This window comes from Pantoea phytobeneficialis (assembly GCF_009728735.1).
Lineage (GTDB): Bacteria > Pseudomonadota > Gammaproteobacteria > Enterobacterales > Enterobacteriaceae > Pantoea > Pantoea phytobeneficialis.
The window spans coordinates 2,491,187-2,518,181 of sequence record NZ_CP024636.1; the positions used below are offsets into that span (position 1 = coordinate 2,491,187).

Annotated in this window: 25 protein-coding genes; 8 read left to right on the forward strand and 17 right to left on the reverse strand. The window is 55.3% G+C overall.

The window, feature by feature from the left end:
• Positions 1-376 precede the first annotated feature (376 nt).
• Together CTZ24_RS11610 and CTZ24_RS11615 are read right to left on the reverse strand one after the other, a co-directional pair.
• A complete protein-coding gene (locus CTZ24_RS11610) occupies positions 377-688 on the reverse strand; it encodes a putative quinol monooxygenase (protein WP_208723594.1) in 312 nt (103 codons plus the stop codon).
• 31 nt (positions 689-719) lie between these two features.
• Positions 720-1,301, reverse strand: coding sequence for an NAD(P)H-dependent oxidoreductase (locus tag CTZ24_RS11615; protein WP_021183448.1), 582 nt, complete (start codon positions 1,299-1,301; stop codon positions 720-722).
• Between the two features lie 153 nt (positions 1,302-1,454).
• Here CTZ24_RS11615 and CTZ24_RS11620 point away from each other — a divergent pair, with 153 nt between their 5' ends.
• Complete coding sequence (locus tag CTZ24_RS11620; RefSeq protein ID WP_021183447.1) at positions 1,455-2,222, forward strand: transporter substrate-binding domain-containing protein; 768 nt, start codon at positions 1,455-1,457, stop codon at positions 2,220-2,222.
• Between the two features lie 78 nt (positions 2,223-2,300).
• Here CTZ24_RS11620 and CTZ24_RS11625 read toward each other — a convergent pair whose 3' ends face one another.
• The 6 genes from CTZ24_RS11625 to CTZ24_RS11650 form a co-directional block, all read right to left on the reverse strand.
• Positions 2,301-3,164 carry a ketose-bisphosphate aldolase gene (locus tag CTZ24_RS11625; protein WP_021183446.1) on the reverse strand — a complete coding sequence of 288 codons (864 nt, stop codon included), beginning with the start codon at positions 3,162-3,164 and terminating at the stop codon, positions 2,301-2,303.
• 135 nt (positions 3,165-3,299) lie between these two features.
• A complete protein-coding gene (locus CTZ24_RS11630) occupies positions 3,300-4,151 on the reverse strand; it encodes a class II fructose-bisphosphate aldolase (RefSeq protein WP_208723595.1) in 852 nt (283 codons plus the stop codon).
• Between the two features lie 9 nt (positions 4,152-4,160).
• A complete protein-coding gene (locus tag CTZ24_RS11635; RefSeq protein WP_021183444.1) occupies positions 4,161-5,252 on the reverse strand; it encodes a PTS fructose transporter subunit IIC in 1,092 nt (363 codons plus the stop codon).
• 11 nt (positions 5,253-5,263) lie between these two features.
• Positions 5,264-5,578, reverse strand: coding sequence for a PTS fructose transporter subunit IIB (locus tag CTZ24_RS11640; RefSeq protein WP_013510517.1), 315 nt, complete (start codon positions 5,576-5,578; stop codon positions 5,264-5,266).
• A 22-nt stretch (positions 5,579-5,600) separates the two neighbouring features.
• Positions 5,601-6,071, reverse strand: a complete 471-nt coding sequence (locus tag CTZ24_RS11645) for a PTS sugar transporter subunit IIA (RefSeq protein ID WP_021183443.1) — start codon at positions 6,069-6,071, stop codon at positions 5,601-5,603.
• Between the two features lie 18 nt (positions 6,072-6,089).
• Complete coding sequence (locus CTZ24_RS11650; protein WP_208723596.1) at positions 6,090-7,649, reverse strand: BglG family transcription antiterminator; 1,560 nt, start codon at positions 7,647-7,649, stop codon at positions 6,090-6,092.
• Between the two features lie 411 nt (positions 7,650-8,060).
• On the opposite strand from CTZ24_RS11650, the gene parC reads away from it, so the two are divergent.
• The 3 genes from parC (at position 8,061) to ftsP (ending at position 12,670) form a co-directional block, all read left to right on the forward strand.
• Positions 8,061-10,331, forward strand: a complete 2,271-nt coding sequence (gene parC, locus CTZ24_RS11655; RefSeq protein ID WP_021183440.1) for a DNA topoisomerase IV subunit A — start codon at positions 8,061-8,063, stop codon at positions 10,329-10,331.
• 49 nt (positions 10,332-10,380) lie between these two features.
• The gene (locus CTZ24_RS11660; protein ID WP_021183439.1) at positions 10,381-11,118 is read left to right on the forward strand and encodes a 1-acylglycerol-3-phosphate O-acyltransferase; all 738 of its coding nucleotides are present in this window, start codon (positions 10,381-10,383) and stop codon (positions 11,116-11,118) included.
• 121 nt (positions 11,119-11,239) lie between these two features.
• Positions 11,240-12,670, forward strand: a complete 1,431-nt coding sequence (gene ftsP / locus CTZ24_RS11665) for a cell division protein FtsP (protein ID WP_021183438.1) — start codon at positions 11,240-11,242, stop codon at positions 12,668-12,670.
• A 118-nt stretch (positions 12,671-12,788) separates the two neighbouring features.
• Here the strand turns inward: ftsP and dkgA are convergent, their stop codons facing one another.
• Positions 12,789-13,616 (reverse strand): 2,5-didehydrogluconate reductase DkgA, encoded by an 828-nt coding sequence (dkgA, locus tag CTZ24_RS11670; protein WP_021183437.1) that lies wholly within the window; start codon positions 13,614-13,616, stop codon positions 12,789-12,791.
• Positions 13,617-13,820: 204 nt separating this feature from the next.
• Here dkgA and CTZ24_RS11675 point away from each other — a divergent pair, with 204 nt between their 5' ends.
• Positions 13,821-14,747 carry an AraC family transcriptional regulator gene (locus CTZ24_RS11675; RefSeq protein ID WP_021183436.1) on the forward strand — a complete coding sequence of 309 codons (927 nt, stop codon included), beginning with the start codon at positions 13,821-13,823 and terminating at the stop codon, positions 14,745-14,747.
• Here CTZ24_RS11675 and CTZ24_RS11680 read toward each other — a convergent pair.
• The 5 genes from CTZ24_RS11680 to CTZ24_RS11700 all read right to left on the reverse strand — a co-directional run bounded on the left by CTZ24_RS11680 (position 14,742) and on the right by CTZ24_RS11700 (position 19,718).
• Positions 14,742-15,404 (reverse strand): DedA family protein, encoded by a 663-nt coding sequence (locus tag CTZ24_RS11680; protein WP_013510509.1) that lies wholly within the window; start codon positions 15,402-15,404, stop codon positions 14,742-14,744. The two genes, CTZ24_RS11675 and CTZ24_RS11680, sit on opposite strands and share 6 nt — an antisense overlap.
• 106 nt (positions 15,405-15,510) lie before the next feature.
• Complete coding sequence (metC, locus tag CTZ24_RS11685; RefSeq protein ID WP_208723597.1) at positions 15,511-16,701, reverse strand: cystathionine beta-lyase; 1,191 nt, start codon at positions 16,699-16,701, stop codon at positions 15,511-15,513.
• A 184-nt stretch (positions 16,702-16,885) separates the two neighbouring features.
• Positions 16,886-18,172, reverse strand: a complete 1,287-nt coding sequence (locus CTZ24_RS11690; RefSeq protein ID WP_208723598.1) for a TRAP transporter large permease — start codon at positions 18,170-18,172, stop codon at positions 16,886-16,888.
• 15 nt (positions 18,173-18,187) lie between these two features.
• Positions 18,188-18,694, reverse strand: coding sequence for a TRAP transporter small permease (locus tag CTZ24_RS11695; RefSeq protein WP_021183432.1), 507 nt, complete (start codon positions 18,692-18,694; stop codon positions 18,188-18,190).
• A gap of 46 nt (positions 18,695-18,740) precedes the next feature.
• The gene (locus tag CTZ24_RS11700; RefSeq protein ID WP_208723599.1) at positions 18,741-19,718 is read right to left on the reverse strand and encodes a TRAP transporter substrate-binding protein; all 978 of its coding nucleotides are present in this window, start codon (positions 19,716-19,718) and stop codon (positions 18,741-18,743) included.
• Between the two features lie 343 nt (positions 19,719-20,061).
• Between CTZ24_RS11700 and exbB the strand changes: the two genes are divergently transcribed.
• The 3 genes from exbB (at position 20,062) to CTZ24_RS11715 (ending at position 22,773) form a co-directional block, all read left to right on the forward strand.
• Positions 20,062-20,784 carry a tol-pal system-associated acyl-CoA thioesterase gene (exbB, locus tag CTZ24_RS11705; RefSeq protein WP_208725544.1) on the forward strand — a complete coding sequence of 241 codons (723 nt, stop codon included), beginning with the start codon at positions 20,062-20,064 and terminating at the stop codon, positions 20,782-20,784.
• A 5-nt stretch (positions 20,785-20,789) separates the two neighbouring features.
• Positions 20,790-21,212, forward strand: a complete 423-nt coding sequence (exbD, locus tag CTZ24_RS11710; RefSeq protein WP_021183429.1) for a TonB system transport protein ExbD — start codon at positions 20,790-20,792, stop codon at positions 21,210-21,212.
• Between the two features lie 244 nt (positions 21,213-21,456).
• Positions 21,457-22,773, forward strand: a complete 1,317-nt coding sequence (locus CTZ24_RS11715) for an MFS transporter (protein ID WP_208723600.1) — start codon at positions 21,457-21,459, stop codon at positions 22,771-22,773.
• Positions 22,774-22,873: 100 nt separating this feature from the next.
• On the opposite strand, the gene CTZ24_RS11720 is transcribed toward CTZ24_RS11715, so the two are convergent.
• From CTZ24_RS11720 to CTZ24_RS11730, 3 genes are read right to left on the reverse strand one after another with little or no spacing between them, the layout of a single operon-like run.
• Positions 22,874-23,851, reverse strand: a complete 978-nt coding sequence (locus CTZ24_RS11720) for a Csu type fimbrial protein (protein ID WP_208723601.1) — start codon at positions 23,849-23,851, stop codon at positions 22,874-22,876.
• Positions 23,848-26,286: a fimbria/pilus outer membrane usher protein gene (locus CTZ24_RS11725; RefSeq protein ID WP_208723602.1), complete on the reverse strand. Its 2,439-nt coding sequence runs from the start codon at positions 26,284-26,286 to the stop codon at positions 23,848-23,850. The genes CTZ24_RS11720 and CTZ24_RS11725 overlap by 4 nt, the downstream gene beginning before the upstream one ends.
• Entirely contained in the window at positions 26,286-26,975 is a 690-nt protein-coding gene (locus CTZ24_RS11730; RefSeq protein ID WP_208723603.1) for a fimbrial biogenesis chaperone, read from the reverse strand. The genes CTZ24_RS11725 and CTZ24_RS11730 overlap by 1 nt, the downstream gene beginning before the upstream one ends.
• Between the last annotated feature and the right edge of the window lie 20 nt (positions 26,976-26,995).

Sequence of the window (26,995 nt, forward strand, 5' to 3'; positions counted from 1 at the left end):
TTTTCCCGTTGCCGGGCAACAGGCAGAGGTCGAGTTTGTTTTTACTGACATCAATACCGAGATAAATCATAAGACAGCTCCCTTTCACATGAACCATCACGCCATCTTGCCTTGTACATACGAAGTCAGAGCTTCTGGTTACCGTTCAGAGTAGATGCTGGCGTGAAAGGAGAAACGGAGGGCTTTAAGCTACGGCACAAGATCGGGTCTTAAGCGGCGCGACAAGCTGCCTCCGTTTCGTGTAACGGGTAGCTAACCAGTTACAACTTCAAGATACAAGCGGCGCGATTTATCGCGCGGGGTTGGTGCGGTTTGACTCCCTCATCCCGGCCTTCTCCCGCAAGCGGGAGAAGGAGATGATCAGCACCCGGTGCTGTTATTTTTCTGCCGCTTCCAGCACCAAAATCTTCACATCCACCACATCATCTTTGATGGTGGCGCGGTGCGCATCCATGTGCGGCATCTGTTGATGTTGCTCCAGATGTCGCAGCGAATCCCACTGCTCCAGCATAAAGATCGAATCGGGTGAATTGTGCTTCCACGGTACCTGCGCCTGATGATCCACCAGCGCGTCATATTGGTGGCAACCCTCTTCCTGCAACACGGTGGGGATCAGGCGATGAATCGCCTCCAGTACCGTGGCACGACGTCCTGGCTTGATACAAATTTCTGCAACGACAGTGAGCATGAGATGTCCTTTTTTCCTGTGGTGTTTACAGTTAAGCAAAAATTTGGCTGAGATGAGTCCGATAACGTGCGATGTCGCGTGGCACATCTGGTTGTTTAATCACGTCATTACAAATAAAGGTCGGCAGCCCGGTCATACCGAGGAACTGATTGGCCTTGTGGAAATGCAGATACACACCATCAACGCCAACCCCTTCGAAGAACTGCTCAGGATCGGTAAAGGCTTCCAGTGGCGCATTCCAGGTCAGCGACAGCATATATTTTTTACCCTGGATCAAACCGCCGGAGCCGTATTTTTTGCTGTCGTCTGAGCGGCTACGACCATCGCTGGCGTAGAGTGAGCCATGACCTTCGGTAAACACGTCATCGATATATTTTTTCACCGTCCAGGGTTCACCCATCCACCAGCCCGGCATTTGATAAATCACCACATCGCTGGCGAGATATTTTTGGACTTCATCGGCCACCACGTAGTGGCTATCCGCCACCGTGATATCGACCTCATGGCCCAAATCGCGCAGCAGGCTGGCTGCCACCTCGGTTAGCGTATGGTTCAGTTCCCCTTTCGAATGGGCGAAGGTTTTACCACCGTCGATAATCAAAATTTTGCTCATGCTGCATGCGCTCCTTATGAGAAATTAACGCTCACTCTACGCGCGCGGACCAGGCAGAAAAATGCGTGTCAGATCACAAGACTTTTGCTTTTAACGCAATAATGCGCCAGCGTGTGGAACAATTGGAATGCAAACACAAAACAGAGAAGAAAAATGAAAACCATGTTATTCAGTGCGTTACTTCTGGTCAGCGGCGTCGCTCAGGCGCAATCTCACCTTGATCAGGTACGCGAAAGCAAAACGCTCAAAGTCTGTACCACCGGGGATTACAAACCGTATAGCTATTTGCGCAGTGACGGGCAGTATGAAGGGTTAGATATCAGCATGGCGCAGTCGCTGGCGGAAAGTCTCGGTGCCAAAGTGCAATGGGTACCCACTACATGGAAAACCCTCAGCGAAGATTTTGTCGCGCAGCATTGCGATATCGCGCTGGGTGGCGTGTCAGTCACTCTGAAGCGCCAGCAAATTGCCTGGTTCGCTCAACCGTTGGGGGTGGATGGCAAAATCCCGTTGGTGCGTTGCGCTGATAAAGCGAAGTATCAAACCATTGAACAAATCAACCAGCCGCAGGTGCGAGTGATTGAACCGGCAGGCGGCACTAACGAAGCCTTTGTGCACAGTCATCTGCCGAACGCTTCGCTGACGCTGTTCCACGATAACGTCACCATTTTTCAGCAACTGGTGGATAACAAAGCGGATGTAATGATCACTGATGCGTCGGAAGCCTTGTTCCAGCAGAAACACTATCCGCAGCTCTGTGCACTTAACCCGGATCAACCGATGCAGTATGGCGAGAAGGCGTACATGATCCCGCGTGATGATATGAGCTGGAAACAGTACGTTGATCAGTGGCTGCATCTCAGTACCGCCACCGGTGATTATGCGCGTATCGCGGAGCAGTGGTTGGGTGTAATTAAATAAAAACCGGTCGTAGCGGCGCAATTTATCGCGCGTTTTTTCAAAAACCGCGCGATAAATTGCGCCGCTACGGACACAATATTAACGATACAAACTGGCTTTACCCAATCCACCAAACAGGTTCATTTTGTAGCGAATCACCTCTTTTGCCGCCGCAATCGCATCCGGGTAGATCACATTCGGATCCCACCAGGTTTCGCGCGCCAGAATTTCGCGTACTTTCTGGAAGTAGGCGAACTTCATATCGCTGGAGATATTGATTTTGCCTACGCCCAGCGTCACTGCTTCGGCAATTTCCGCATCCGGGTTGGCGGAGCCGCCATGCAGCACCAGCGGAATGCTCAGACGCTGTGAAATGTCGCGCAGAATATGCATCTGCAACTCCGGCTTCATATCCTTCGGATAGATGCCGTGCGCGGTGCCAATCGCGACCGCCAGGGTATCAACACCGGTACGCTGGACAAAATCCTCGGCCTGGGCTGGTTCGGTGTAGATCACCTTACTCACGCCGCCTTCTACCGTGGTGCCGGTATCGCCAATGGTGCCCAGTTCGCCCTCAACGGAAACGCCCACGGCATGCGCCAGTTTCACCACCTCTTTGGTCAGCGCCACGTTCTCTTCATACGGTAACAGCGAGCCGTCGATCATCACTGAGGTAAAGCCGCACTGGATAGCGCGCAGCACCTGAGCGATGGAAGCCCCGTGGTCAAGGTGCAGGGTGAAGGGGACGGTGCTTTTCAGCGTGCGCTCACGGACGTAGCCAAAAAATGCATCAGTAACGAATTCCAGTTCGCTGGGATGGATGGAGATGATCGCCGGGGTTTGAGTCGCCTCAGCTTCCTCGACCACAGCGCGAATAAAGCAGCTATCCGCCACATTAAATGCGCCAATGGCGAAACGGTTTTCACGGGTAGGTGCCAACATCTCTTTCATAGAAATCAACATGTTATGTTTTCCTTAAGGTGATGTTTAGTCAGGGCCGACGGCAACGCCGACCCGATGATGAATAAAATTGGGAAGAAATCTGTCTTCCGTAAACCTGCGCGATAAATCGCGCCGCTACGATGCTGTGCCCGGTAATCAGACCTTACCGGCCGACCCCGACCAGCTCAGGTACTCGGCCACCACTTCGCGGCAGGCGGATTCCATCAGCCCGAGCAAATCTGCCAGCTCGGCGTGGGGATGTTGTTTAAGTGCCTGCTGCAAGGCGTTCTTACCGGCATCAAATACCGCTGCGCCAACATTGATCTTGGCGACGCCAAACTGGCTGACGCGGCGCAGATCCTCAGCCGGCGTGCCCGATCCGCCATGCAACGCCAGTGGCAAGGGCGACACGGCGTTCAACTCCTGCAAACGCTGGAAGTCAATCTTCGGTTTGACGCCAGCCGGGTATAGCCCATGTGCCGTACCTACCGACACCGCCAGCAGGTCAATGTGCGTCTGCTCCACGAACGGCAGCACGTCGGCGACCTGGGTCATCTTCACCGCGGCATCCGCCAGTTCATAGGTTGGGGCATCGGCGATATGTCCCAGCTCACCCTCGACGCACACCCCAGCGGTATGTGCCATCTTCACCACCTGGCTGGTCTGACGAATGTTCTCCGCCAGCGGTTCAGATGAGGCATCGATCATCAGGCCGGTAAACCCGGCACGAAACGCCTGGCCAATCAGCGGGAAGGCTTTACCGTGGTCAAGTGCCAGCGCCACCGGCACCGTGGCGCTTTCCGCCAAAGCCCGCACCAGCGGCACCGCAAGCGGAGGTGGGAAATGCGTGCTATGCCCCTGATAAACATTGAGGATCAGCGGTGCGCGCTGTTGTTCGGCGGCCTGAATCGCCGCCCGCGTGGTTTCCAGGTTGAAGCAGTTAATCGCCAGCACCGCGTATTGTTGTTTTGCTGCTGCCTGAATCAGGTCATTCATCATGGCAAACATGGTGGCTCCTTATTCCAGTGTGAATTTGATCTCTTCATCGCGGACGCCAGGGGCTTCCACATCGTCGAACTCTTCATCCGCCTGGGTCACGGTTTTCTTCATCAGCGACAGCATCACGCCACACACCACGGTGCCAATGCCGAGCGCCAGACAGAACAGCCAGGGTTTGGTAAACAGCGGCACCACAAACATCCCGCCATGCGGCACCGGCGCTTCCACGCCCCACACCATAATCAGCCCGCCAGCAATCGCCGAGGCGACAACACAGCTGGCAACCACACGCAACAGGTCACGGGCCGCAATCGGGATCACCCCTTCGGTAATCATGCAGATACCCATCGGGAAAGCGGCTTTCAGCGCCTCTTTCTCCGCTTTGGTGTACTTATGCCGTGTCAGCAGGAAGGAGAGGGTGATGCCGAAGGGAGGGATGATGGAGCCGACAAATTTCACCGCCTCTGGACCGTAAATGCCATCCACCAGCATGCCGTCGGCAAACAGCGACATGGTTTTATTGATCGGACCGCCAAAGTCGAAGGTCGCCATCGCACCGAGAATCGCCCCCATGACAAACTTCGAGCCACCCTGCATCGATTCCAGCAGATGAATCAGCGCCTTCTGCAACCAGACAATCGGCTGGCCGATAAAGGTCATCATCAGCAGCCCGGCGATGATGGTACTCAGCAGCGGCAGCACCATGATCGGCATCAGTCCCTGCATTGATTGCGGCAGTTTGATGGTGCGGCGCAGCAGCAGCACGGTATAACCGACGAGGAAGCCACCGAGAATGCCACCAATAAATCCGGTGCCGATCTGGCCGCAAATAAACCCGACGATCAAACCTGGGGCAAAACCGGGACGATCGGCAATCGAGTAAGCGATAGCCGCGCTGATCAGCGGCACGATCAGCCCCATCCCCCAGCCACCGATCTGGTTCAACATCCAGGCGATGGTGCCGGTTTGCTTACCGACATCCGGCCCGCCGATCACCTGGCCCAGGGCGATACAGATCCCGGCAGCGACGATCAGCGGGATCATCCAGGAGATACCGGTGAGCAGATGGCCTTTGATCTCCTGGCCGTACTGACGTTTGTTGTCACTCATGATGGATCTCCTCAGGCTCGCGCCAGTGAATCCGCCACTTTTTCGAGGAATTTCACCGGTGACTTGATCACCACTTCGGTTTTGACCCTCACGATAGGCTTGCCCTGAAAGCGCTCTTCGCCTTTGATCTTGACGTCAACGGCGAGGATCACCACATCGGCTGCGGCGATCGCTTCACGCGTCAGTTCCGTCTCGGTGCCGATGGTGCCCTGAGTTTCGACGTGGATGGTGTGGCCCAGTGCATGGGCGCCCTTAATCAGTTTTTCGCGCGCGATATAGGTATGCGCGATGCCTGCCGTGCAGGCCGCTACACAGACAATATTCATGTGTCACCTCAGAGGAGTAGGGTTAACAGAGGTCGGTTTCGGCGTACTGACTAAACAGCCGGATGATATTGCTGGGGTCGTTTTCCGCCAGCAGTTGGGCAATCACCTCATCATCGGCCAGCGCGCTGGCCACCTGCGACAACAGGCGAATGTGGGTGGTGTTCTGATCTTCCAGTCGCACCGCGAACAGGATGATGCAGCGCACCTGGCTGCCATCGAGCGTTTCCCAGGGAATATCCTGCTGGGTGCGGCCAATGGCTAAGGTCGTTTGCCGCACGGCGGCAGACTTGCCGTGCGGGATGGCGATATGGTTTTCAAATCCGGTTGAGCCTTCCGCTTCGCGCAGCCAGACATCGGCGATAAATGCCTCGCGATCGCTGATGGCGCCGTCCTGATACAGCAGCTCGGTCAGCTCGTTGATCACTTCTTCTTTGCTGGTGGCAGTCAGGGCCAGATTGACGCGGCGCGGCGTCAGAATGCGAGAAATATCCATCAGTCAGACCTCATTCAATTAATGTTCAGCCAGGACGCAGCGCGTCCCCTGTGGCAGCTGGCTGCCAATCATGGCGTCGGTAACCCGCCGGATATCGTCATCGTTAAAAAATGCACTGACATACACGCTGGGGATGGCCCCGCTGCTGAGGTGAATCGTGGTAATCACCAAATCCACCGTTTCGCGCTGACAAAATGCCTCGTGGTTGCTGGCTGATACCACGCCTGCGATTTCCCAGTCCGGGAAGGCGCGCAGGATGCGACTTTTCAGCAAATGCGACGTACCCACTCCGCTGGAGCACACCACCAGAATGCGTTTATGGGCAATTTGCCGTTCCAGCGCGGCCTGAAAATGGACGCAAAGGTAACCTATTTCGTCATCGGCGACTGGCGAGAGATCGAACGTGCGCGCTGTCAATTGCATTGCCTGTTGTGTCAGTGAAAATATTTCTTTCATTTCCTGCTGAATATCATCCAGCAATGGATTACGAATATGGATGTGATATTTAAGGCGATTTAATAAAGGCTTAATATGCACCAGTAACCCGTCAAATAATAAACGGTCCTGAGATAAATCCTGCTGAATAAAGGCCGAGAAGCGATCAATTAATTCACAGGTTATTTTAACCGACTCCGCCGTGGAAAATTGGTTATGCATTGGCGCATGGTCGCCACGTTCCTCCACCACAATGCCGGATGAGACGATATATTGATAAATAAAACCGACTTCATCGGCGGGTAGCGCACAACCGATACGTGCCTCAATCTGCGTAACCATCTGTCGGGCGATGGTCAGGATACGCTTATCAAGATCCTGCGCCGCCAGCATGGTCTGCAACGCCAGTACGTTCCCCTGTGCCATACGGTGCATCATGATCAAAATGTGGGTGCACAGATTGAGATACCAGGCATCGCCCAGCGGGTAACTCAGTTGCTGCTCCATCTGTTGCAGCAGCGCCTGGACAAAGGCCACATCCTCATCGCCAAAATAATGGACCAGTGCCTGCTGGCTGCCGGGATCAAGCCGTGGCAGCAAGGGCGTTCCGGCGACGTTTTGCTGCATCACATCATTAATCAGCGACACCATCGCCTGACGCAGCGTCTGTTCGTTGCCCTCGATATGGGTGCCGCCTGGGCCGCGCGCCAGCGTCAATCCCAACGGTTGCAGCCACTCTTCAATCACCTTCAGGTCATTAACAATGGAGGCATGGCTGATAAAATAACGTTCGGACAACTTACTGATAGAGGTTTCGCGTGGTGCATCACTCAGCAACTGGGAGGCAATTTTTACCCGACGGCTGTTGTGGCTCAGCGCTTCGCTGTTGTCATCGCCATTCAGTTGTTGTTCCAGTTGCAGGCGTTGCTGAACATCATCAACCCGCAAGCGTACGCCGCGGCCAGGGGTTTTCTCCAACACCATTGCCCAGTTGTTCAGCCAGTTTTCCAGCCATTGCAGGTCACGGTAGATGGTTTTTTCGGATACGCCGAGCTGTTGCGCCAGTTGCTTCAGGGGTTGCGGCGCGGCCTGCTGCAACAGCAGTTTCACTAATCGGTGTTGTCGCGAAGTCAGTATTTGCATTCGTTCACCTTTATTTTGGCAAAACAGTTTCCCGTCAGGTTGTTTTTTATATTTTCCAGATGCCAGAAATCAGGAGCGCAAAAAATCTTTCTTATGGAGTATGAATTTAGAAAAGGACGGGGAAAGCAACAATACTAAATGTTGTCCTCCGAAGAGGACAGGATTAATACGAATTGGATTATCTGAAAATTAATTGGGATCGTGATCACAGCGCGTTGGAATTATTCATTGTGATCCTGATCGCATTCTATTTTGTTTTTTTAATCTGCCTCACATTTATTTTCCAACCATGATTCCTGATGTCAGAGATGGCTTCCCCTGTGACTAAGCCACGGGAATAAGGTACTATCCTCGCCAAACGACCGCCGGATGTCCCGCCGCCGTGGGCCACGAAGTGAGGATGCAAGCTTAATGAGCGAATTGACGCAGGATGGTGCAGAGCGTCTTGCCCTGCACAAATTTACAGAGAACGCGTACCTGAACTATTCCATGTACGTGATCATGGACCGTGCGCTGCCCTATATCGGTGACGGCCTCAAGCCGGTACAGCGCCGTATTGTCTACGCGATGTCTGAGCTGGGTCTGAACGCCAGCGCCAAATTTAAGAAATCAGCACGTACCGTGGGTGACGTGTTGGGTAAATACCATCCGCACGGTGACAGCGCCTGTTATGAAGCGATGGTGCTGATGGCACAGCCGTTCTCTTACCGCTATCCGCTGGTGGACGGTCAGGGCAACTGGGGTGCGCCGGATGATCCGAAATCGTTCGCCGCGATGCGTTATACCGAATCGCGCCTGTCCAAATATGCCGAAATCCTGCTGAGTGAGCTGGGCCAGGGTACGTCGGATTTTATCCCCAACTTTGACGGCACCTTGCAGGAACCGAAGATGTTACCGGCGCGTCTGCCGAACATCCTGCTGAACGGCACCACCGGCATCGCCGTAGGTATGGCGACCGACATCCCGCCGCATAACATTCGCGAAGTGGCGCAGGCCGCGATCACCCTGATCGAGAAGCCAAACACCACGCTGGATGAACTGCTGGATATCGTGCACGGACCGGATTTCCCGACCGAAGCCGAGATCATCACCCCGCGTGATGAGATTCGTAAGATTTACCAGAACGGTCGCGGTTCCATCCGCCAGCGCGCGGTGTGGAAAAAAGAAGAGGGTGAAGTGGTCATCACCGCGCTGCCGCATCAGGTTTCGGGGGCGCGCGTGCTGGAGCAGATTGCTGCACAGATGCGCAATAAAAAGCTGCCAATGGTGGAGGATCTGCGTGACGAATCCGATCACGAGAACCCGACCCGTCTGGTGATTGTGCCACGCTCTAACCGTGTCGATCTGGATCAGGTGATGAACCACCTGTTTGCCACCACCGATCTGGAAAAAAGCTACCGCGTTAACCTGAACATGATCGGGCTGGATAACCGTCCGGCGGTGAAAAACCTGCTGGAAATTATCTCTGAATGGCTGGTGTATCGTCGCGATACCGTCACCCGCCGTCTGAACTACCGCCTGGAACGCGTGTTGCGTCGCCTGCATATCCTTGAAGGTTTGTTGGTGGCGTTCCTCAATATTGATGAAGTGATCCACATCATCCGTACCGAGGACGAGCCGAAAGCGGTGCTGATGTCGCGCTTTGATATCAGCGAGACGCAGGCCGAAGCGATTCTGGAATTAAAACTGCGCCACCTCGCTAAACTCGAAGAGATGAAGATTCGCGGTGAGCAGGCAGAGCTGGAAAAAGAGCGCGATCAGTTGCAGGCGATCCTCGCCTCTGAGCGCAAGATGAGCAACCTGCTGAAGAAAGAGTTGCAGGCTGACAGCCAGACCTACGGCGACGATCGTCGTTCACCGCTGCGTGAGCGTGAAGAAGCCAAAGCGCTGAGCGAAACAGAGCTGGTGAGCGCCGAGCCGGTCACCATTGTACTGTCGCAGATGGGGTGGGTACGTAGTGCCAAGGGCCACGATATCGACCCAGCCGGTCTGAGTTACAAAGCGGGAGACAGTTATCTGGCTGCCGCGCGAGGTAAGAGCAATCAACCGGTGGCGTTTATCGATTCCACCGGCCGCAGTTATACCCTTGATCCGACATCGCTGCCGTCGGCGCGTGGTCAGGGCGAGCCGTTAACCGGCAAGCTGACGCCGCCACCGGGCGCGGTGATGGAGCAGGTGCTGATGGAGCCGGATGAGCAGAAATTGCTGATGGCTTCGGATGCGGGTTATGGCTTTATCTGTACCTTTGCCGATCTGGTGTCGCGCAACCGTTCGGGTAAAGCGCTGCTGACGCTGCCGGAAAACGCCAAAGTGATGACGCCGATGGCGGTGAATCACGAAGATGACATGTTGCTGGCGATCACTCAGGCCGGCCGCATGTTGATGTTCCCGGTGGGCGAGCTGCCACAAATGTCGAAAGGCAAGGGCAACAAAATCATCTCTATCCCATCCGCAGAAGCCGCAGCGGGTAGTGACAAGCTGGTGTGGTTGCTGATTCTGCCGACCGGCAGCGCGATTACCTTACATGTAGGCAAGCGCAAGCTGGTGCTGCGCAGCGAAGAGTTGCAGAAGTTCCGCGCCGATCGTGGTCGTCGTGGTACGTTGTTACCACGCGGTTTGCAACGTATCGACCGTGTTGAGCTGGATGCCCCAACGCGCCACAGCGAAGCGAGTGAAGAATAACCCTGCAAAATAATAAAGCAGGCAAGGGTATGCCATTATTGAGGAAGCTATGTTACTAATTTTACGGGCTATTTTTGTAATCATCTATTCGATTCTGGTCTGTGTGTTTGGTTGTATTTGGTGCCTGTTTTCACCGCGTAACCCGCGCCATGTGGCCACTTTTGGCCACATGTTTGGTCGCTTATCATCGGTGTTTGGTGTCAAAGTGGAACTGCGTAAACCGGCCGATGCCGCGAGCTATGGCAACGCCATTTATATCGCAAACCACCAGAACAACTTCGACATGATCACGGCAGCCAAAATTGTGCAGCCCACCACGGTGACCGTTGGCAAAAAAAGCCTGTTGTGGATCCCGTTTTTTGGTCAGTTGTACTGGCTGGCGGGCAACCTGTTGATTGACCGTGATAATCGAGCCAAGGCACATGGCACCATAGGTGAATTGATCGATCAGTTTAAAAAGAAACGCATTTCGTTCTGGATGTTCCCGGAAGGGACGCGCAGCCGCGGGCGTGGCCTGCTGCCGTTTAAAACGGGTGCGTTTCATGCCGCGATGGCAGCAGGGGTGCCCATCATCCCGGTGGTGGTGTCCAACACCCATGACAAAATCAAACTCAATCGCTGGAACAACGGTCTGGTGATTGTTGAGATGTTACCCCCGGTGGACACTGCCGCGTTTGCCGACAGTTCAGTACGTAAGCTGGCGACCCACTGCCGCGAATTAATGTCGGCAAAGCTGGAAGAATTGAACGCCGAAGTCGCCGAGCGTGAAAAAAACGGTAAAATCTGACCGTTCCCACGGGGCAGGCAATCTGCCCCGTGCCATCTCCCCGCTTGGGGGACAGCACAGCAATAGCAATTAGAAAAAATGGACGGCGTCCTCACGCCACGCTCAAAGGGTCTGAAGTTTTATGTCTTGCAGCAGACGTCAGTTTATTCAGCTTTCTGCCGGTGTTGCGCTTGCTACCAGCGCTATGCCATACACCGCGCGTGCCGCTTCCGCACCCGCTGGTGATACACCTCTTCCGGTCCCGCCGTTGATTGAATCACGCCGCGGTCAGCCACTCTTTCTCACGCTCCAGCGTAGCCACTGGTCATTCAATGGCGACAGCAACAAAGTGCCGGTTTGGGGCATCAATGGCATGTATCTTGGCCCGACGGTACGTGTGTACAGCGGCGACGACGTAAAACTGATTTACAGCAATCGTCTCAATGAGCCGGTGGCGATGACGGTGAGCGGTCTTCAGGTGCCAGGCGCCCTGATGGGTGGCGCGCCGCGTATGATGTCGGCGGGTGTTGACTGGGCACCCGTGCTGCCAATTCGTCAGGGAGCAGCGACCCTGTGGTATCACGCCAATACCCCCAACCGTATGGCCCCGCATGTCTACAACGGGCTGGCGGGGATGTGGCTGATTGAAGATGACGTCAGCAAGACGCTGCCGCTGCCAAAGCATTACGGTGTGGATGATTTCCCGCTGGTGATTCAGGACAAGCGTCTCGACAACTTTGCCACCCCGGTGTACGACCCGCCGCAGGATGGCGGCTTCCTCGGCGACACCTTACTGGTCAATGGCGTGCAAAATCCCTATGTGGAGGTTTCACGCGGTTGGGTGCGTTTGCGCCTGTTGAACGCGTCTAACTCACGTCGTTACGATCTGGCTTTCTCCGATAATCGCCCGTTTACGGTGATCGCCAGCGATCAGGGCTTTTTGCCTGCGCCGGTCGCGGTGCAGCGTCTGTCGCTGGCTCCGGGTGAGCGACGTGAAGTGCTGGTGGATATGTCGCAGGGCGATGTCGTGTCGATCACCGCAGGCACTGCGGCGGGTCTGATGGATCGTTTGCGCGGGCTGTTTGAACCTTCATCGATTCTTGCCAACACCCTGGTGTTGACGCTGCGACCGACCGGTTTGCTGCCTTTGGTGACGGACAATCTGCCGATGCGTCTGCTGGCGGATCAGATTCTGGATGGTGCGGCGGTACGTACCCGTGAATTCCGCATTGGCGATGGCATGCCGGGCATCAATGGTGCGCTGTGGAATATGGGGCGTATTGATACCACCGCGCAGCAGGGCAGCTTTGAACGCTGGATCCTGCATGCCGACCGCCCGCAGTCACTGCATATTCAGGGCGTGATGTTCCTGATTAAAAGCGTCAATGGCGCGCAGCCGATGGGTGAAGATCGCGGCTGGAAGGATACGGTGTGGGTTGATGGTGATGTCGAATTGCTGGTGAGCTTTACGCAGAGTTCGTCGGATCACTTCCCGTTTGTTTATTACAGCCAAACGCTGGAGCTCGCGGATCGCGGTACAGCGGGGCAGTTATTGGTTAACCCATCGGCGTAATCTCTTTCCCTCGCCCTAACCCTCTCCCGCAAGCGGGAGAGGGGATTGAGAGGTGCACGGGTACTTCCTCCCTCTCCCGCTTGCGGGAGAGGGCCGGGGTGAGGGCAATAGCTCGCACCTAACCGCCAAATTTCTCCGGATCTGGTCCCAACCGCTTACCAATATCCAGCGTGGTGATCTCACTGATCTCCGGTTTCTCCAACCGGAAATCAAACACCTTAAAGTTCTCCTCAATACGCGCCGGCGTCACAGACTTCGGAATCACCACCAATCCGCTGTCCAGATGCCAGCGAATAACGATTTGCGCCGGAGTTTTGCCATATTTCTTCGCAAGGCTTTTGATCACTTCCTGATCAAACACCCCCTGGCCACCTTGCGCCAGCGGACTCCAGGATTCAGTCTGGATTTGGTGCAGGGCATTCCACGCGTGCAGGGTGCGCTGCTGCAACATCGGGTGCAGTTCTATCTGGTTTACCACCGGGGAAACCCCGGTCTCATCCATCAGACGTTTCAGATGTGCTTCGTTGAAATTACACACCCCAATACTTTTGGTCAGACCCTGTTGCTGCAACTTAATCATCTGTTCCCAGGCACTCAGGTACAGATCTTTAAACGGACAGGGCCAGTGCATCAGGTAAAGATCCACCTGATCCAGTTTGAGTTTTTCAAGGCTGGTTTCCAGCGCCTGCTGCGCATTTTTCTGGTCATCATTCCACAGCTTGGTGGTGACGAAAACCTGTTCGCGAGGCACGTCCGTCTCCTGCAACGCCTGACCAATCGCCTCCTCGTTTTTGTAGGCGGAAGCCGTATCGATAGAGCGATAGCCCACCTCCAGCGCTTTTAATACCGCTTTGCGTGCTTCATCAATACTTGCCTGCCAGACACCCAGCCCGAGCTGCGGCATCATATTGCCGTCGTGCAGTTTAATCAGTGGTTGGTCTGCCATAGTTGCTCCTTATTTGTCGCAGTGACTCACCGGAAACACTGAGGTTAAGTCTAGTCAACAAACCTTAGCCTCGGGTTCATTGTGGCAACTCTGCGGCATTTTTGTGCTGTCTGTTTCTGCCGGAATCTTGCCTGATTCTCCAGCAAGCTGGAGCTTTCGCCCGAGGTGCGGCAAACTGCCTTTTTTGCTGCGAGAGACTATGCCATGCCTTATGACACGCTTTGCCGTCAGCTTGCCCGTCAGGTGATTGCGCTGATGAAGCCTGGTAGCCAGCCGCTATGTCAGCTGGATAACGTGCGATTGATCTATGCCGACGAGCCGTTGCCGCGCACGCCGATGATGTATCAGCCCGGCATTGTCATTCTGTTTCAGGGGCGTAAAACCGGCTATCTCGGCAGCACGGTGTTCCATTATGACGCCACCAAATACCTGATGCTCACCGTGCCGCTGCCAGTGGAGTGTGAAACCGAAGCTACGCCAGAAGAGCCGCTGGCGGGGATGTGTCTGACGGTCGATAACGCCAGCCTACAGGATTTGTTGATGGAGATTGGCGACGATCAGGATTTTCAGCCGCAGCCGCAAACCTCTGGCATTCATTCCGCTTTTCTCAGTGAAGAGATGCTGTGCGCCGCTGAGCGTCTGCTGGATGTGATGCGGAAACCGCGTGACGCGCGTGTGCTCGGGCCGCAAATCGTGCGGGAAATTATCTACTACGTGCTGACCGGGCCTTGTGGCGGTGCGCTGTTATCATTGATCAGCCGCCAGACGCAATTTAGCCAGATCGCCCGTGCGTTGCGCCGTATCGAAAGTCATTTTAGTGAAAACCTTAGCGTGGAGACGCTGGCGGCAGAGGTAAACATGAGCGTATCGGCGTTCCACCACAACTTTAAAGCCGTAACGCAAACCTCGCCGTTGCAGTATCTGAAACGCTATCGCCTGCATCAGGCGCGCCTGTTGATGTTACAGGATGGGATGCGTGCCAGTGCCGCGGCGGTACGCGTCGGTTATGAAAGCCCTTCGCAATTTTCACGCGAGTTTAAGCGCTATTTCGGCGTCACGCCGGGAGAGGAGGCAAGCCGCGTGCGTCAGACGGTGTTTGAGTCCACCGCCGACGCCGCGCAGCTTCTATGACGCCTTCGGGCGTCTTTTTTTCCAGATCACCAGAATGCTGCCCGCCAGCCCGACGAACAACAAAACTACCGGCAGCAGCATCAGAATCGCCATCACCTGATCTTCATGGCGTTTGATAAACGGCACCTGGCTGATGCCATAGCCGAACGCCACCACAATGCATACCCACAGCCAGCCGCTCAGCCAGTTAAAAAACTGAAAACGACCGTTCTGCAAACCGGAAATGCCTGCCATGGTTGGCAGCAGGGTACGCACAAACGCCAGAAAGCGACCCACCAGCAGCGCCATCAACCCGTGGCGGTTAAACAACTGCCAGGCGCGTTGGTGATATTGGGCTGGCAGGTGCATCAGCCAGCTTTTGACAATTTTGGTGTTGCCCAGCCAGCGTCCCTGAAGATAGCTCAGCCAGCAGCCAAGGCTGGCCGCGGTGGTCAAAATCAGCATGGTCGGGACAAAGTCCATCACACCTTTGGCAACCATCGCCCCAGCCAGCAGCAGCAAGCTGTCGCCCGGCAGAAAAGACGCTGGCAATAAACCGTTTTCCAGAAACAGCGTCACAAACATCACACCGTAGACAATCCACACCACATCCGGATTGGCCAGCGCGGCAAAATCCTGATGCCAGAGCGCCTGGACAATCTCATGTAAAACACCCATCTGCTATTCCATCAAGTCACAAGGATTTTATTTTAACGGCCTGCGTAGCAGCAGACGTTGATCTCTGCCACGCGGCATCAGGCTTGTTGAGGCTTTGTTGAAGATTTTAGCGTTTCAGGCGCTCAAACCCGGCTTGCAGATCCTCAATCAGGTCGGCAACGTGTTCCAGACCAATATGTAGCCGCACCAGCGTACCGGTAAAATCGACGCCACCTGCCGGGCGAATCTCAGCCAGCTCTTCCGGTTGATTGGCGAGGATCAGCGACTCATAACCGCCCCAGGAGTAGGCCATGCTGAAGTGGTGGAAACCGTCGAGATAGTGCGCCAGCTGCTCGCTGCTCAGCTTCTCATGCAGGATGAAGGAAAACAGGCCGCTACTGCCGGTAAAATCTCGCTGCCAGAATTCATGCCCCTTGCACTGCGCCAGCGCCGGATGGTTAACGCGCGCCACTTCCGGGCGAGCGGCCAGCCACTCCGCCACCTGTAAACCACTCTCTTCATGCTGGCGCAGACGCGTACCCAGCGTGCGCAGACCACGGCTCGCCATATAGGCGGTATCGGCGTCCACCATCTGGCCCATCAGGTAGGAATTTTCACGCAGTTGATCCCAGCAGCGGGCGTTAGCGACGGCAGTGCCGATCATCGCATCGCTGTGACCGATCAGGTATTTGGTCCCGGCCTGGATCGAAATATCGACGCCATGCTCCAGAGCGTTAAACAAAACGCCCGCCGCCCAGGTATTATCGAGCATGATGATGGCATCAGGGGCTTTGCTGCGCACTGCGGCGACAATCGCCGGGATGTCCTGCACTTCCATAGTGATGGATGCCGGGGATTCCAGAAACACCACGCGAGTATTGGGTTGCACCAACGCGCTGATTTCGCTGCCAATGCAGTGATCAAAAAAGGTGGTGGTGACCTGAAGTTTGCTGAGGATTTTGGTACAGAAGTCCTGAGTCGGTTCGTAGACCGCGCCACTCATCAGTACATGATCGCCAGCGGCGACAAACGAAAGAATAGCGTTGGCAACCGCAGCAGCACCACAAGGATAGAGCACGCAACCGGCACCGCCTTCCAGTTCGGTCATCGCATCCTGGAGGGAAAAGTGTGTCAGGGTGCCACGACGGCCATAAAACAGTTCGCCTTTCGCCCGCCCGGCGGTGGCGCGTTTTTTATCGGCGACGGTGTCAAACACCAGCGATGAGGCACGCTGAATCACGCTGTTGACTGAACCCTGAGTGTAACGTTTGCTGCGTCCCGCGCTGACCAGCGTGGTGTCTATTTTTTTCGTTGCCATCACTGCCTTTCCTGCCGCATTTCACAAAACCACCACGTTAACACGAATCGGTCCTGTGCGTTGCCCCTGATTACGGAATATCAGACAGTCACCTTCATTGGACGAAGCGTGATCCGTAGCGGCGCGATTTATCGCGCGATGTGGAAAAACCTGCGCGATAAATCGCGCCGCTACGGGCCTACCTTTACATCACCCCCATGATATGTGGCAGCCACAGCGACAGCGCCGGGACATACGTGATTAACATCAACACCAGAAACAGCATGCAGTAGAACGGCAGCATCGCGCCGACCACCTGTTCAATCTTCTGTTTACTGACCGCACTGGCAACGAACAACACGGTGCCGACAGGTGGCGTGATCAGGCCGATACCGAGATTGGTCATCATGATCATGCCGAAATGCACCGGATCCACGCCGAGTGAGGTAGCGACAGGCAGCAGCACAGGCGTCAGGATCAGGATGATCGGTGCCATATCCATCAGCGTACCGATCACCAGCAGCAGCACGTTAATACACATCAGGATCACGTACTTGTTGTCCGACAGGCTGGTAAAGGCTTCGGTAATCGCGGTGGGCAGTTGCATAAAGGTCATCACTGCGCCAAAACCGGCTGCGAAGGCAATCAACACCATCACGATGGTGACGGTTTTGATGGTGCGAAACAGCAGGATGTGCAACTGGCTCCACTTAAAGTCACGATAGATAAACATGGTGACGAAGAATGCCCACAGGCAGGCAATGGCCGCAGATTCCGAGGCGGTGAAAATCCCGGACAGAATGCCGCCGAGAATAATGACGATGGTGAACAACCCCCAGAAGGCATCAAAGAAGATCTTCAGCGCCTGGCGAAACGGGATCGCTTCACCTTTGGGATACCCACGTTTGCGCGCAAATCCCAGACACATCACCATCAGACATGCTCCGAGCAGCAGACCGGGAAAAATACCGGCGACAAACAACGAGGAAATGGTCACCACGCCGCCCGTTGCCAGCGAATAAATCACCGAGTTATGGCTGGGTGGCGTCAGCACCGCCTGCACCGAACCGCTGGCGGTCACCGCCGCCGCAAAATCGCGTGGATAACCTTTCTCCTCCATTTGCGGGATCATTACCGAGCCTATCGAGGCGGTATCCGCCACGGAAGAACCGGAAATTGCACCGAAAAACGTCGATGCGACGATATTCACCAGCGATAAGCCGCCACGAATAAAGCCGACGAAGATATAGGCAAAATTCACCAGGCGTCGGGCGATCCCGCCTTCAGCCATGATTGCGCCTGCCAGAATAAAGAACGGGATGGTGAGTAACGAAAACTTATTGATGCCGTTGGTCACCTGAATCACCACCGCTTCAAGCGGCAGGTCAATCCACCAGGCACCGATAAAGGCGCTAAACCCGACCGCGAAAGCGACCGGAAAGCCGACCAACAGCAACAGAATCAGACTGCCAATCAGGATGAATGCGTCCATCACGATGCTCCGAGGTTAGTGGGTGCCGCCAAGCGTGACGATTGGGCGCTGGCTCTGGTCGCCATTCAGCAGACGTTCCAGGGCAAACAGTAGGGTAAAAACGGTGCCAATCGGGATCGGTAAATACATTTCGCCATAGGTGACATTGGGCAGTGAGGCCAGCGGCTGAATCCACATCGCGGCACACAGGTTGTAGCTGGCGCGGAACAGCACCACACATAAGGCGATTAACAGCAGGTTACACAACAGCAGCGCCCATTTTTGCCCGCCAGGTGACAAGCGATCGGTCAACATAGAGACACAAATATGGGTGCCGGCCCGCAGGCCGACCGGCGCGCCGACAAAGGTAAAAATGATCATACAGATAATGGCTACCGGCTCTGGCCATGAGAGCGCGCTGTTCAATACATAGCGCGCAAAGATGCCGACGGGAATGACCGCTACCATGATCATCAACGCTGCCGCCGCCACCCACATGCACAGCAGGTACAACCGATCCATCCACCGGGAATATGCGTTCATAATTGGATCCTGAGTGAAACGCCACGCCTGCGCGCGGCGTGGGGGGTTATTTCACCTCGGCGATCTGTGTCATCAGATCCTGATACTTGCCGCCAAACTGATCGCGTACCGGTTGGGTAGCTTTGACAAAGTAGTCGCGATCGATCTGTTGGAAGGTGACGCCTCCGGCCTTCATTTTCTCAATCGATTGCTGGGTGTAGCTGGCCCACAACTGACGTTCCTCATCCTGAGCTTCTTTGCCCAGCTTCTTCAGTAACGCCTGATCGTCAGCAGAGAGGCGATCCCACGCCGGTTTGGAGAACAGGATCATCTCTGGCTGAATAAAGTGGCCGGTGAGGGTGTAGTACTTCGCTACGGGCAGGTAGTTATGGGCGACAAAGGTCGGTGGGTTATTCTCGGTGCCGTCCACCACGCCGGTTTGCATGGCGCTAAACACTTCGCTGACGCCCATCGCTACCGGGTTAGCGCCCATTGCTTTTAGCGTGGCAAGCGAGATGGCGCTGTTCTGCACGCGGATCTTCATACCTTGCAGATCTTCAGGCTTAGTCAGCGGCTTTTTGGTGATCATGTTGCGCGTCCCGGCATCGGTCCAGCCGAGAAACACCATACGGGTGTTGGGATCTTTATTGAATTTATCGACGATCTGCTCACCTACGCTACCATCCAGCACTTTGTGCATATGATCTTCATCGCGGAAGATAAAGGGCAGGGTAAGCACGCTGGTTTCCGGCGCGATGGTGGTCACCGGGGCCAACGAAACGCGGATCATATCAATCGCGCCCAGTTGAACCTGTTGTAAGGTTTGATCTTCATCGCCAAGCACGCCACCGGCATACACCTTCATCTCCAGACGACCATCGGTGGCCTGTTTCAGTTTCTCCCCCATATGCTCCAGCGCGACCACGGTGGGATAACCGGCGGGCTGCACTTCCGCCACCTTAAGGACTTTGGCCTGCGCATTACAGGCCAGCAGGGCGATCATGGAGGACAACGAAACTGCGAGTAGTCTTTTTTTCAGCGTCATTTTTTGCTCCAGCAAGAGGTAGCGAAATCGGACAGTGCAACGGCACCGTTAAAAGGCAGGGCTGGCTCAGAATAATGAAAATCGTGTGGTGAAAAAGTGGGCAGATGTTGATTGAATGAAATGCATCACATTTTGAAACGATGTTTTAATAATTTTATACGGTGCGTCACATTTATAAAACCTGCTCACAATCGAAAGAAACTGTGGTGGAAAAACGCACTTTTCGTTTGTAAATAGTAATGAGAACTACTATCAATTCGGCCCGCTAATTTGTTATGATCCGGCGCTCGATCGTGAACTATGCAATTGAAGTTGGAGATGCAGCGTGGTAGCCAGTGATTTGATGCAGACGGATCTCTCCGTTTGGGGCATGTATCATCATGCCGATATCGTGGTAAAGGTGGTCATGATTGGCCTGTTGATGGCCTCTGTGGTCACCTGGGCAATCTTCTTTGGTAAGTTTGCTGAGTTGAGTTCAGCCAAGCGCCGACTGAAACGCGAACATCTCGCCCTGAGTGATGCGCGTTCATTAGATGACGCCTCCAGCACTGCCGCCAGCTTCAAGGGTAACAGCCACAGCGCCGTGTTACTTAACGATGCACAGAACGAGCTGGAACTTTCAGCCGGTGTCGAAGACACCGATGGTATTAAAGAGCGTACCAGCTTCCGTCTGGAACGCCGTGTTGCCGCTTTCAGCCGTCATGCTGGCCGCGGTAACGGTTTCCTCGCCACCATTGGTTCGGTTGCTCCGTTTATCGGCCTGTTCGGTACGGTATGGGGCATCATGAACAGCTTTATCGGCATCGCACAGACGCAAACCACCAACCTCGCGGTGGTCGCTCCTGGGATTGCGGAAGCGCTGCTGGCGACCGCGATTGGTCTGGTCGCTGCAATCCCTGCCGTGGTCATCTACAACGTATTTGCCCGTATGATTGCCAGCTACAAAGCGTCGCTCGGTGATGTGGCGGCGCAGGTGCTGCTGCTGCAAAGCCGTGACCTTGACCTGGGAAACGTGACTAACGAAGTGGCTCGTCCGGCTGCCGCACAGAAACTGCGCGTAGGGTAATTGCGATGGCGATGCGTTTAAACGACGACCTGGAAAGCGATGGCGAAATGCATGAAATCAACGTGACGCCGTTTATCGACGTGATGTTGGTTCTGCTGATCATCTTTATGGTGGCCGCGCCGCTGGCAACCGTGGATGTTCGCGTCAATCTGCCCGCTTCCACCAGTGCGCCGCAGCCGCGTCCGGAAAAACCGGTTTATTTGTCGATTAAAGAAGATAACCAGGTTTATATCGGCAACGATCAGGTCACCAAAGAGACGCTGGTCAATGCGCTGACGGCGCAGACGGAAGGCAATAAAGAAACCACTATCTTCTTCCAGGCTGACAAATCAGTAAGTTATGAAACCCTGATGTCGGTGATGGACCAACTTCGTGAAGCCGGATATCTGAAGATTGGCTTGATGGGTATGGAAACGGTGAAGAAGTAGTTTCACTGAAAGTTATGAGGGCGCCCTAATGGGCGCCCTTTTTGTTATGGGCGTAATGGACGACCAAAAAGGAAAACCACGAATCAGGCGGATTAACGGGCAATTATCCTGCGGATCAACTTTGTTAATGTTTGGTTACGTATAACCCTGCTTTTGTAAAGTGCAATGGTGAATTGGATCACATTCATCAGGGAGACGTCACGATAAAAGGGACATCCCCGCATGGAAGACACTGGAAAATCCTATGAGCTCACCTTCTTCTTTACAAAAGTCATCGCAGAGCGGTGCCAGAACTATCTTTAGCGTAACCAGCGGCAACTTCCTTGAAATGTACGATTTCATGGTGTTTGGTTATTACGCGACCGCGATTGCAAAAACCTTTTTCCCCGGTGATAACCCGTTTGCGTCATTAATGCTGACGCTGATGACCTTTGGCGCAGGCTTCCTGATGCGTCCGTTAGGGGCGATTGTGCTCGGTGCCTACATTGACCATCATGGCCGCCGTAAAGGCTTGCTGGTCACCCTCGGTATTATGGCGCTGGGTACGCTGACGATTGCGGTGGTGCCAGGCTATGCCACCCTTGGGGCGGCAGCACCGGTGTTGATTCTTATTGGTCGTTTGTTGCAGGGTTTTTCCGCCGGTGTTGAATTGGGCGGCGTGTCTGTGTATCTGGCTGAGGTGGCCCCGAAAGGGCGTAAAGGCTTCTACGTTAGCTGGCAATCTGGCAGCCAGCAGGTGGCGGTTATCTTCGCGGCGCTGCTGGGACTGGGCCTGAACCACCTGTTGGAAAAAGAGGCGGTGACTGACTGGGGCTGGCGTATTCCGTTCGTCATTGGCTGTCTGATCGTACCGTTTCTGTTCTGGATTCGCCGTATGCTGGAGGAGACTGAAGCCTTCAGTCAGCGTAAACATCATCCGACCATGCGTCAGATTATGCGCTCGGTGGGACAGAACTGGGCGCTGGTGTTAGCCGGTATGCTGATGGTGGTCACCACCACGGTGATGTTCTATATGATCACCGCATTTACCCCCACATTCGGCAAAACCGTGCTGATGATGAGCGATAAAGATAGCTTTCTGGTAACGCTGTTTGTCGGTCTTTCCAACCTGTTCTGGTTGCCGGTGATGGGCTCGTTGTCCGACCGGATTGGTCGCCGTCCGTTGCTGATAACCTTTACCATCCTGATGATCCTCACGGCCTGGCCGGTGCTGCACTGGCTGGTCGGATCGCCGACCTTCGCCCATCTGGTGGTGGCTGAACTCTGGTTATCCTTCCTCTACGCCAGCTACAACGGGGCGATGGTGGTCTATCTGGCGGAAATCATGCCAGCCGAGGTACGCGCATCCGGTTTCTCGCTGGCTTATAGCCTGGCAACCGCGCTGTTTGGCGGCTTTACCCCGGCTGTCTCCAGCTATCTGATTCACGCCACGGGTGACAAAGCGATGCCAGGCGTATGGCTGTCGTTCGCGGCGGTGTGCGGTTTGATCGGCACATTGCTGATAGGCCGGATGGTGAAGCAGTATCGCACGCGCCACAGCACTGCGGCGGTAAATGCTTGATTATAATCCAGTCGTAGCGGCGCGATTTATCGCGCGTCTTTTTGCCAGAGGTTGCTTTTGCTAAAAAACAGCGCAATAAATTGCGCCGCTACGGAAAAATCTAAAACGACAAATCCACCACCACATTATCCGTGTAATTACCCGCAGCCGGGGTATTTTGCGTGGTCAGAATCTGCGCGGTATAGGTATAGCCGCGTGTCAGGCCATCGGCGCTGACGGTCGTTGAGGTGCTGCTGCTCCAGCGGTCCGTACCGGTGGGTCCCCAGCGTGTGGTGGTGGTGGTTCCCTGGTAGATGTCATAGCTTAACCGGTTGGTGCCACTCGCCATATTCCGCACGCCATTCGCCGCATAGCTGCCATTACTCAGGCCCACGGTATAGGTGCTGCCTTTGCTGCATACCACGCTAATGGTCTGCTGCACGGTGGAAAAGCTGCTGACCAGTGGCGCGCTGCCAAAACTGACGTTAGGTGCAGTGATGGTGGTGCAATCATTCGATATCACCACCGTCACGGTAATCGGAATGGTGCCGGTTCCGGTCTGCGGTGTCAGACAAAGTCCACCCACGCCAAGGCTGGTGCAAATGTTATAGGTGACGTACAGGTTGAGCGTCGCCGTATAGGTACCTGCCGCCACCGTCTGCCCCGTCACCGTTTTCAGATACACCGGCAAGGCAAAGTTCAGGCTGCCGAACAGACCGGCAAGGTTCGCCAGCACCGCTTGTGAAAAGGTATAGGTCGCCCCCCCCACTGTCAGCTCAGTGGCGCAGGCGCTGTCCATACACAGGCGCAGCGGAATGTTATCGCTGCCGGTATCGCCGCTGCGTTTCAGGGTGCCACGCGTGCCATTGACGTTGGACGCGCTGGCAAGCTGAAAGGTAATTTGGTTGGTTCCTAATAAGGTCAGGGCTGAACCTGCGCCACAGTTCACGTTTGCGGTGGTTGAGGTGGAACTGATGGTCGAATTGACCACAAAGGTGGTGACCGAGCCAAAACTGGCGGTTGATGCAGGTAGGCTACAGGCGGCTTGTACCAGACCTGGTAACAGTAACAACGTCAGCAGGAGCAGCATTTTTTTCATGGTGATATGCCTGTTGTAGAGTTTTCGCTATTGGGTAGCGCAGCGCCAGGTGGCGGCGGTGGCAACGCGCAGGTGAGCGGGCCATAGGTTTTCAGCGCCAGCGGCTGACCATTGGCGATCGTGAGTTCAGTGCGACAACTACGACCATCCGGCGTGGTGACCTGGATAGGATTGCTGGCCTCCAGGTTCTCCATCCAGGTAATCCCATCCCAGCCGACATACTCGGTTGCCTGCCCGGCACGTAGCACCTGGCTGGAGACGGGGAGCGGTTTTCCGTTGCTGTCATGCAGAATGACGCTGGCAGAACGCAGTTTCTCTACCGGGAAATTAAGCAGATAGCCGCTCTGGCGCTTCACGGCGAAACGCTGTTCGACACGCGGTGATGTCATATCCGCAGGCAAGTCCAGCGTATCGATATCGTATTTCGCGGCGTAGTAGCTGCTAATCGACGGAACCAGCAGATAACCTTCTTTATCGGTGCGTCCCATTGATTGGTTTTCGTAGCGGATGTTGACGTCGGGATAGTTGGTTTTCACCAGCACAAAGGCGTCGTTGATCTGATTGGCGACAAACAGGCGGTTATCCATCAGCACCAGCGCGCCGCTGAAATCTGCCCACTGGGTGATGTTATCGTCGTCGCCATAAAAGCCCGCCGACGTATCCACTTTGTTGTTGCGGTAGCGCAGGCTCCCCTGGCGATAATCGCCGCTGTTGCCGCCCTGATTAGCCCAGGAAGCATCCCACGAATAACCGCCGTCGCTCGGCATGGCGCGTGACAGGTAAATGCGTTGGTTGTTTTCTCCCTGCTGGTCGCGTTCCATACTGACCGAAGCACTGCCTTGTTCGCCAAACGGGATCACCAGCGAGATGGCTCCGCTCCATTCCCCTTGCTGTTGATCGCGGCTGGCGGAAATATACAGGCTGCTGTTACCCCAAAGATTTTTGCTCCACGACAGGTTCCACAGGCGTGTACGTTCGCCATCGCCGCTGTTGATATCGAGGTACGCCAGTCCGAGGCTCCCGTATTGATTCATCGACACGCTGGCGGTGTATTGCGCACTGCGACGTGCCAGCGAATAAGAGGTGTCCTCCGAGTCACTGCGATTGCCTACCAGCGCCAGATTGCCAAAATCCACGGTCCGCAGCGTGTGTTGCGTGCCAAGGCTGAGCCAACTGTTGTTGTACTGATAACCCCAGCTATATTGCGTGCCGGGTTTACCGCTCATCTGGCTCTGCGCCAGCGCGCCATTGATCACTCCCCAACTGCCGAGTTTCACCTGACCGCCAGCACCGCCCATCGCGACCTCATCACTGCCTTCGGCGTGAGTTTCCAGCATCAGCCAGTCAGTCAGACCGTAGCGATATGAACCGCTGGCCGCGGCTGCGCCGTAGTCGAAGTTTTTGATGCCGTAATTTTCACGCATCGCCCCGGCGGAAAATGAGTAGTCGGACAAGCCTTGTCTCAGCAGATTGCTGGAAACGTAAAACGGCAGCGTGGTGGTGACCTGACGGCCCACCGCGTCGGTGGTGGTGATCACCGCATCGCCAGCACCGTTGACAAAGGGGACATTGGTGAGTGACCAGGGGCCGGGTTGAACGTTGGCCTGGCTGGAACGATAGCCATTAATAAACAGATCAACGGTGGACGGCACCGCCGCCTGGCCGGAAAACTGTGGCAACGGGTAAGTGACCAGGTCCGGACGCACGCTGAAGTCACGGCCAATCTGCACGCCGCCGAGACGCACGCTGTTGCTCCAGGAGAGAGAATCGGTGATGAGATCCCCGGCGCGCCAGCTGACTATCGCTTCCTCGTTTTCGTTACTCCACCAGGTGTCATAACGGATATAACCCTGCTGCTGCTGCGGAGCGCTGCCCTCCAGTTGCTGCTGCCACACGCCGTTGCTGGAGAATTGTCCGGCAGCACCAAATAAGCGCAACTCATTCCAGGTCGCGAGACGCGTGCCGCTATGATCGGTGCGGGTGGCGTAGAAGTCGTAATTGAGCAGCGCTCCCGTGCTGCTACGACCGGGATAGCGCGGGCCATTGTGCGACTGACCAATCACCTGGCCCGGTAACCAGGCCGGGGGAACGGTCAGCAGCAGGCGTTGACGTTGGTTGTCATAATCCACTTTGACGCTGTTCAGCTGGTTAACATTGATCTGCTGGCCCTGCAACTTGTCTGCCGGGATCCCGGCGCGTTCCAAATCGCCGCGCCGCAGCCAAAAATCCCCGTTCTTTTGTTCAACCGGGACGATATTGCCTTGTTCTTCCTGATTGATGATCAGCTCCAGCATGTATTGCTGTCCCGCCGCGTTATTTTGCAGGGCAGGAGGAGGCGGCAGCTCGGAGAACGTCTCCGCGCTACTTATCAGGGGGATCAGACAGCACAGGGCGCTGGTCACCGCCAGCGCGCAGGGATGTGGCGAAAATCGCATTAGCGCAGAGCAGCGCTACGCCAGTGGCCTTTATTCATCTCGGCCTCCAGTTCGCCGCTCACGCTGCTGTTAAGCGGCCAGCGATTGCTGCTGTTTGCCAGAACGTAGCCGAACAGACCGTCACCCAGCTTGCGCCCGCCAATCATGACATTGCTCAGGCGCGCATGGCCGTTGCCGTGATTGGTCAACAGCAGCCAGCGCCTGCCCCCGCTGTTCTCCACCTGCCAGCTCAGGTCGGGTTTGGCACTTTCGACAGTCAGACCGCTGCCATACACAAACAGAGGCACCGAGTAGCGCATCTGGAAAGTGAGCCCAGCCTGATTGGCACCGGGACTCCGTGGCGTAGGGATTTCATCCAGTACCACGCGATAGGCCATCTCCTGACCGGCAGCAGGCGGGGTTTGCTTGATTAAGCGCACCAGCTGTTTCTGCCCCGGCTCGACGCGGACCAGTGGCGGGCTGGCGACCACCTCAGTCTGGGTCTGATATTGTTCACGTTGATTTACCTGCTGCCAGGCGAAAATCCGTACCTGCATTAAGGTGGTCGCATCGCCACGGTTCTCCAGCCAAAGCTCACTGGCTTTGTCGTCGGGATTGATGGCGGGATCAATCGGCCAGATCATCATCGAGTTAGCAGCATGGCTGAGAGCGCTGAACGTGAGCAGCCATATCAGCAGCAGGTTTTTCATGTGTTATTCCTTCTTTGTTG

Bases quoted from the DNA above. Each gene is read 5' to 3' on its own strand.
- CTZ24_RS11680 (WP_013510509.1), bottom strand. From the start codon at position 15,404: ATGGGTGTTTTACATGAGATTGTCCAGGCGCTCTGGCATCAGGATTTT.
- CTZ24_RS11730 (WP_208723603.1), bottom strand. From the start codon at position 26,975: ATGAAAAACCTGCTGCTGATATGGCTGCTCACGTTCAGCGCTCTCAGC.
- CTZ24_RS11610 (WP_208723594.1), bottom strand. From the start codon at position 688: ATGCTCACTGTCGTTGCAGAAATTTGTATCAAGCCAGGACGTCGTGCC.
- CTZ24_RS11640 (WP_013510517.1), bottom strand. From the start codon at position 5,578: ATGAATATTGTCTGTGTAGCGGCCTGCACGGCAGGCATCGCGCATACC.
- CTZ24_RS11720 (WP_208723601.1), bottom strand. From the start codon at position 23,851: ATGAAAAAAATGCTGCTCCTGCTGACGTTGTTACTGTTACCAGGTCTG.
- parC (WP_021183440.1), top strand. From the start codon at position 8,061: ATGAGCGAATTGACGCAGGATGGTGCAGAGCGTCTTGCCCTGCACAAA.
- CTZ24_RS11675 (WP_021183436.1), top strand. From the start codon at position 13,821: ATGCCTTATGACACGCTTTGCCGTCAGCTTGCCCGTCAGGTGATTGCG.
- CTZ24_RS11630 (WP_208723595.1), bottom strand. From the start codon at position 4,151: ATGTTTGCCATGATGAATGACCTGATTCAGGCAGCAGCAAAACAACAA.
- CTZ24_RS11625 (WP_021183446.1), bottom strand. From the start codon at position 3,164: ATGTTGATTTCTATGAAAGAGATGTTGGCACCTACCCGTGAAAACCGT.
- CTZ24_RS11690 (WP_208723598.1), bottom strand. From the start codon at position 18,172: ATGGACGCATTCATCCTGATTGGCAGTCTGATTCTGTTGCTGTTGGTC.
- CTZ24_RS11620 (WP_021183447.1), top strand. From the start codon at position 1,455: ATGAAAACCATGTTATTCAGTGCGTTACTTCTGGTCAGCGGCGTCGCT.
- dkgA (WP_021183437.1), bottom strand. From the start codon at position 13,616: ATGGCAGACCAACCACTGATTAAACTGCACGACGGCAATATGATGCCG.
- ftsP (WP_021183438.1), top strand. From the start codon at position 11,240: ATGTCTTGCAGCAGACGTCAGTTTATTCAGCTTTCTGCCGGTGTTGCG.
- CTZ24_RS11660 (WP_021183439.1), top strand. From the start codon at position 10,381: ATGTTACTAATTTTACGGGCTATTTTTGTAATCATCTATTCGATTCTG.
- metC (WP_208723597.1), bottom strand. From the start codon at position 16,701: ATGGCAACGAAAAAAATAGACACCACGCTGGTCAGCGCGGGACGCAGC.
- CTZ24_RS11700 (WP_208723599.1), bottom strand. From the start codon at position 19,718: ATGACGCTGAAAAAAAGACTACTCGCAGTTTCGTTGTCCTCCATGATC.
- CTZ24_RS11695 (WP_021183432.1), bottom strand. From the start codon at position 18,694: ATGAACGCATATTCCCGGTGGATGGATCGGTTGTACCTGCTGTGCATG.
- exbB (WP_208725544.1), top strand. From the start codon at position 20,062: ATGCAGACGGATCTCTCCGTTTGGGGCATGTATCATCATGCCGATATC.
- CTZ24_RS11650 (WP_208723596.1), bottom strand. From the start codon at position 7,649: ATGCAAATACTGACTTCGCGACAACACCGATTAGTGAAACTGCTGTTG.
- CTZ24_RS11635 (WP_021183444.1), bottom strand. From the start codon at position 5,252: ATGAGTGACAACAAACGTCAGTACGGCCAGGAGATCAAAGGCCATCTG.
- exbD (WP_021183429.1), top strand. From the start codon at position 20,790: ATGGCGATGCGTTTAAACGACGACCTGGAAAGCGATGGCGAAATGCAT.
- CTZ24_RS11715 (WP_208723600.1), top strand. From the start codon at position 21,457: ATGAGCTCACCTTCTTCTTTACAAAAGTCATCGCAGAGCGGTGCCAGA.
- CTZ24_RS11725 (WP_208723602.1), bottom strand. From the start codon at position 26,286: ATGCGATTTTCGCCACATCCCTGCGCGCTGGCGGTGACCAGCGCCCTG.
- CTZ24_RS11645 (WP_021183443.1), bottom strand. From the start codon at position 6,071: ATGGATATTTCTCGCATTCTGACGCCGCGCCGCGTCAATCTGGCCCTG.
- CTZ24_RS11615 (WP_021183448.1), bottom strand. From the start codon at position 1,301: ATGAGCAAAATTTTGATTATCGACGGTGGTAAAACCTTCGCCCATTCG.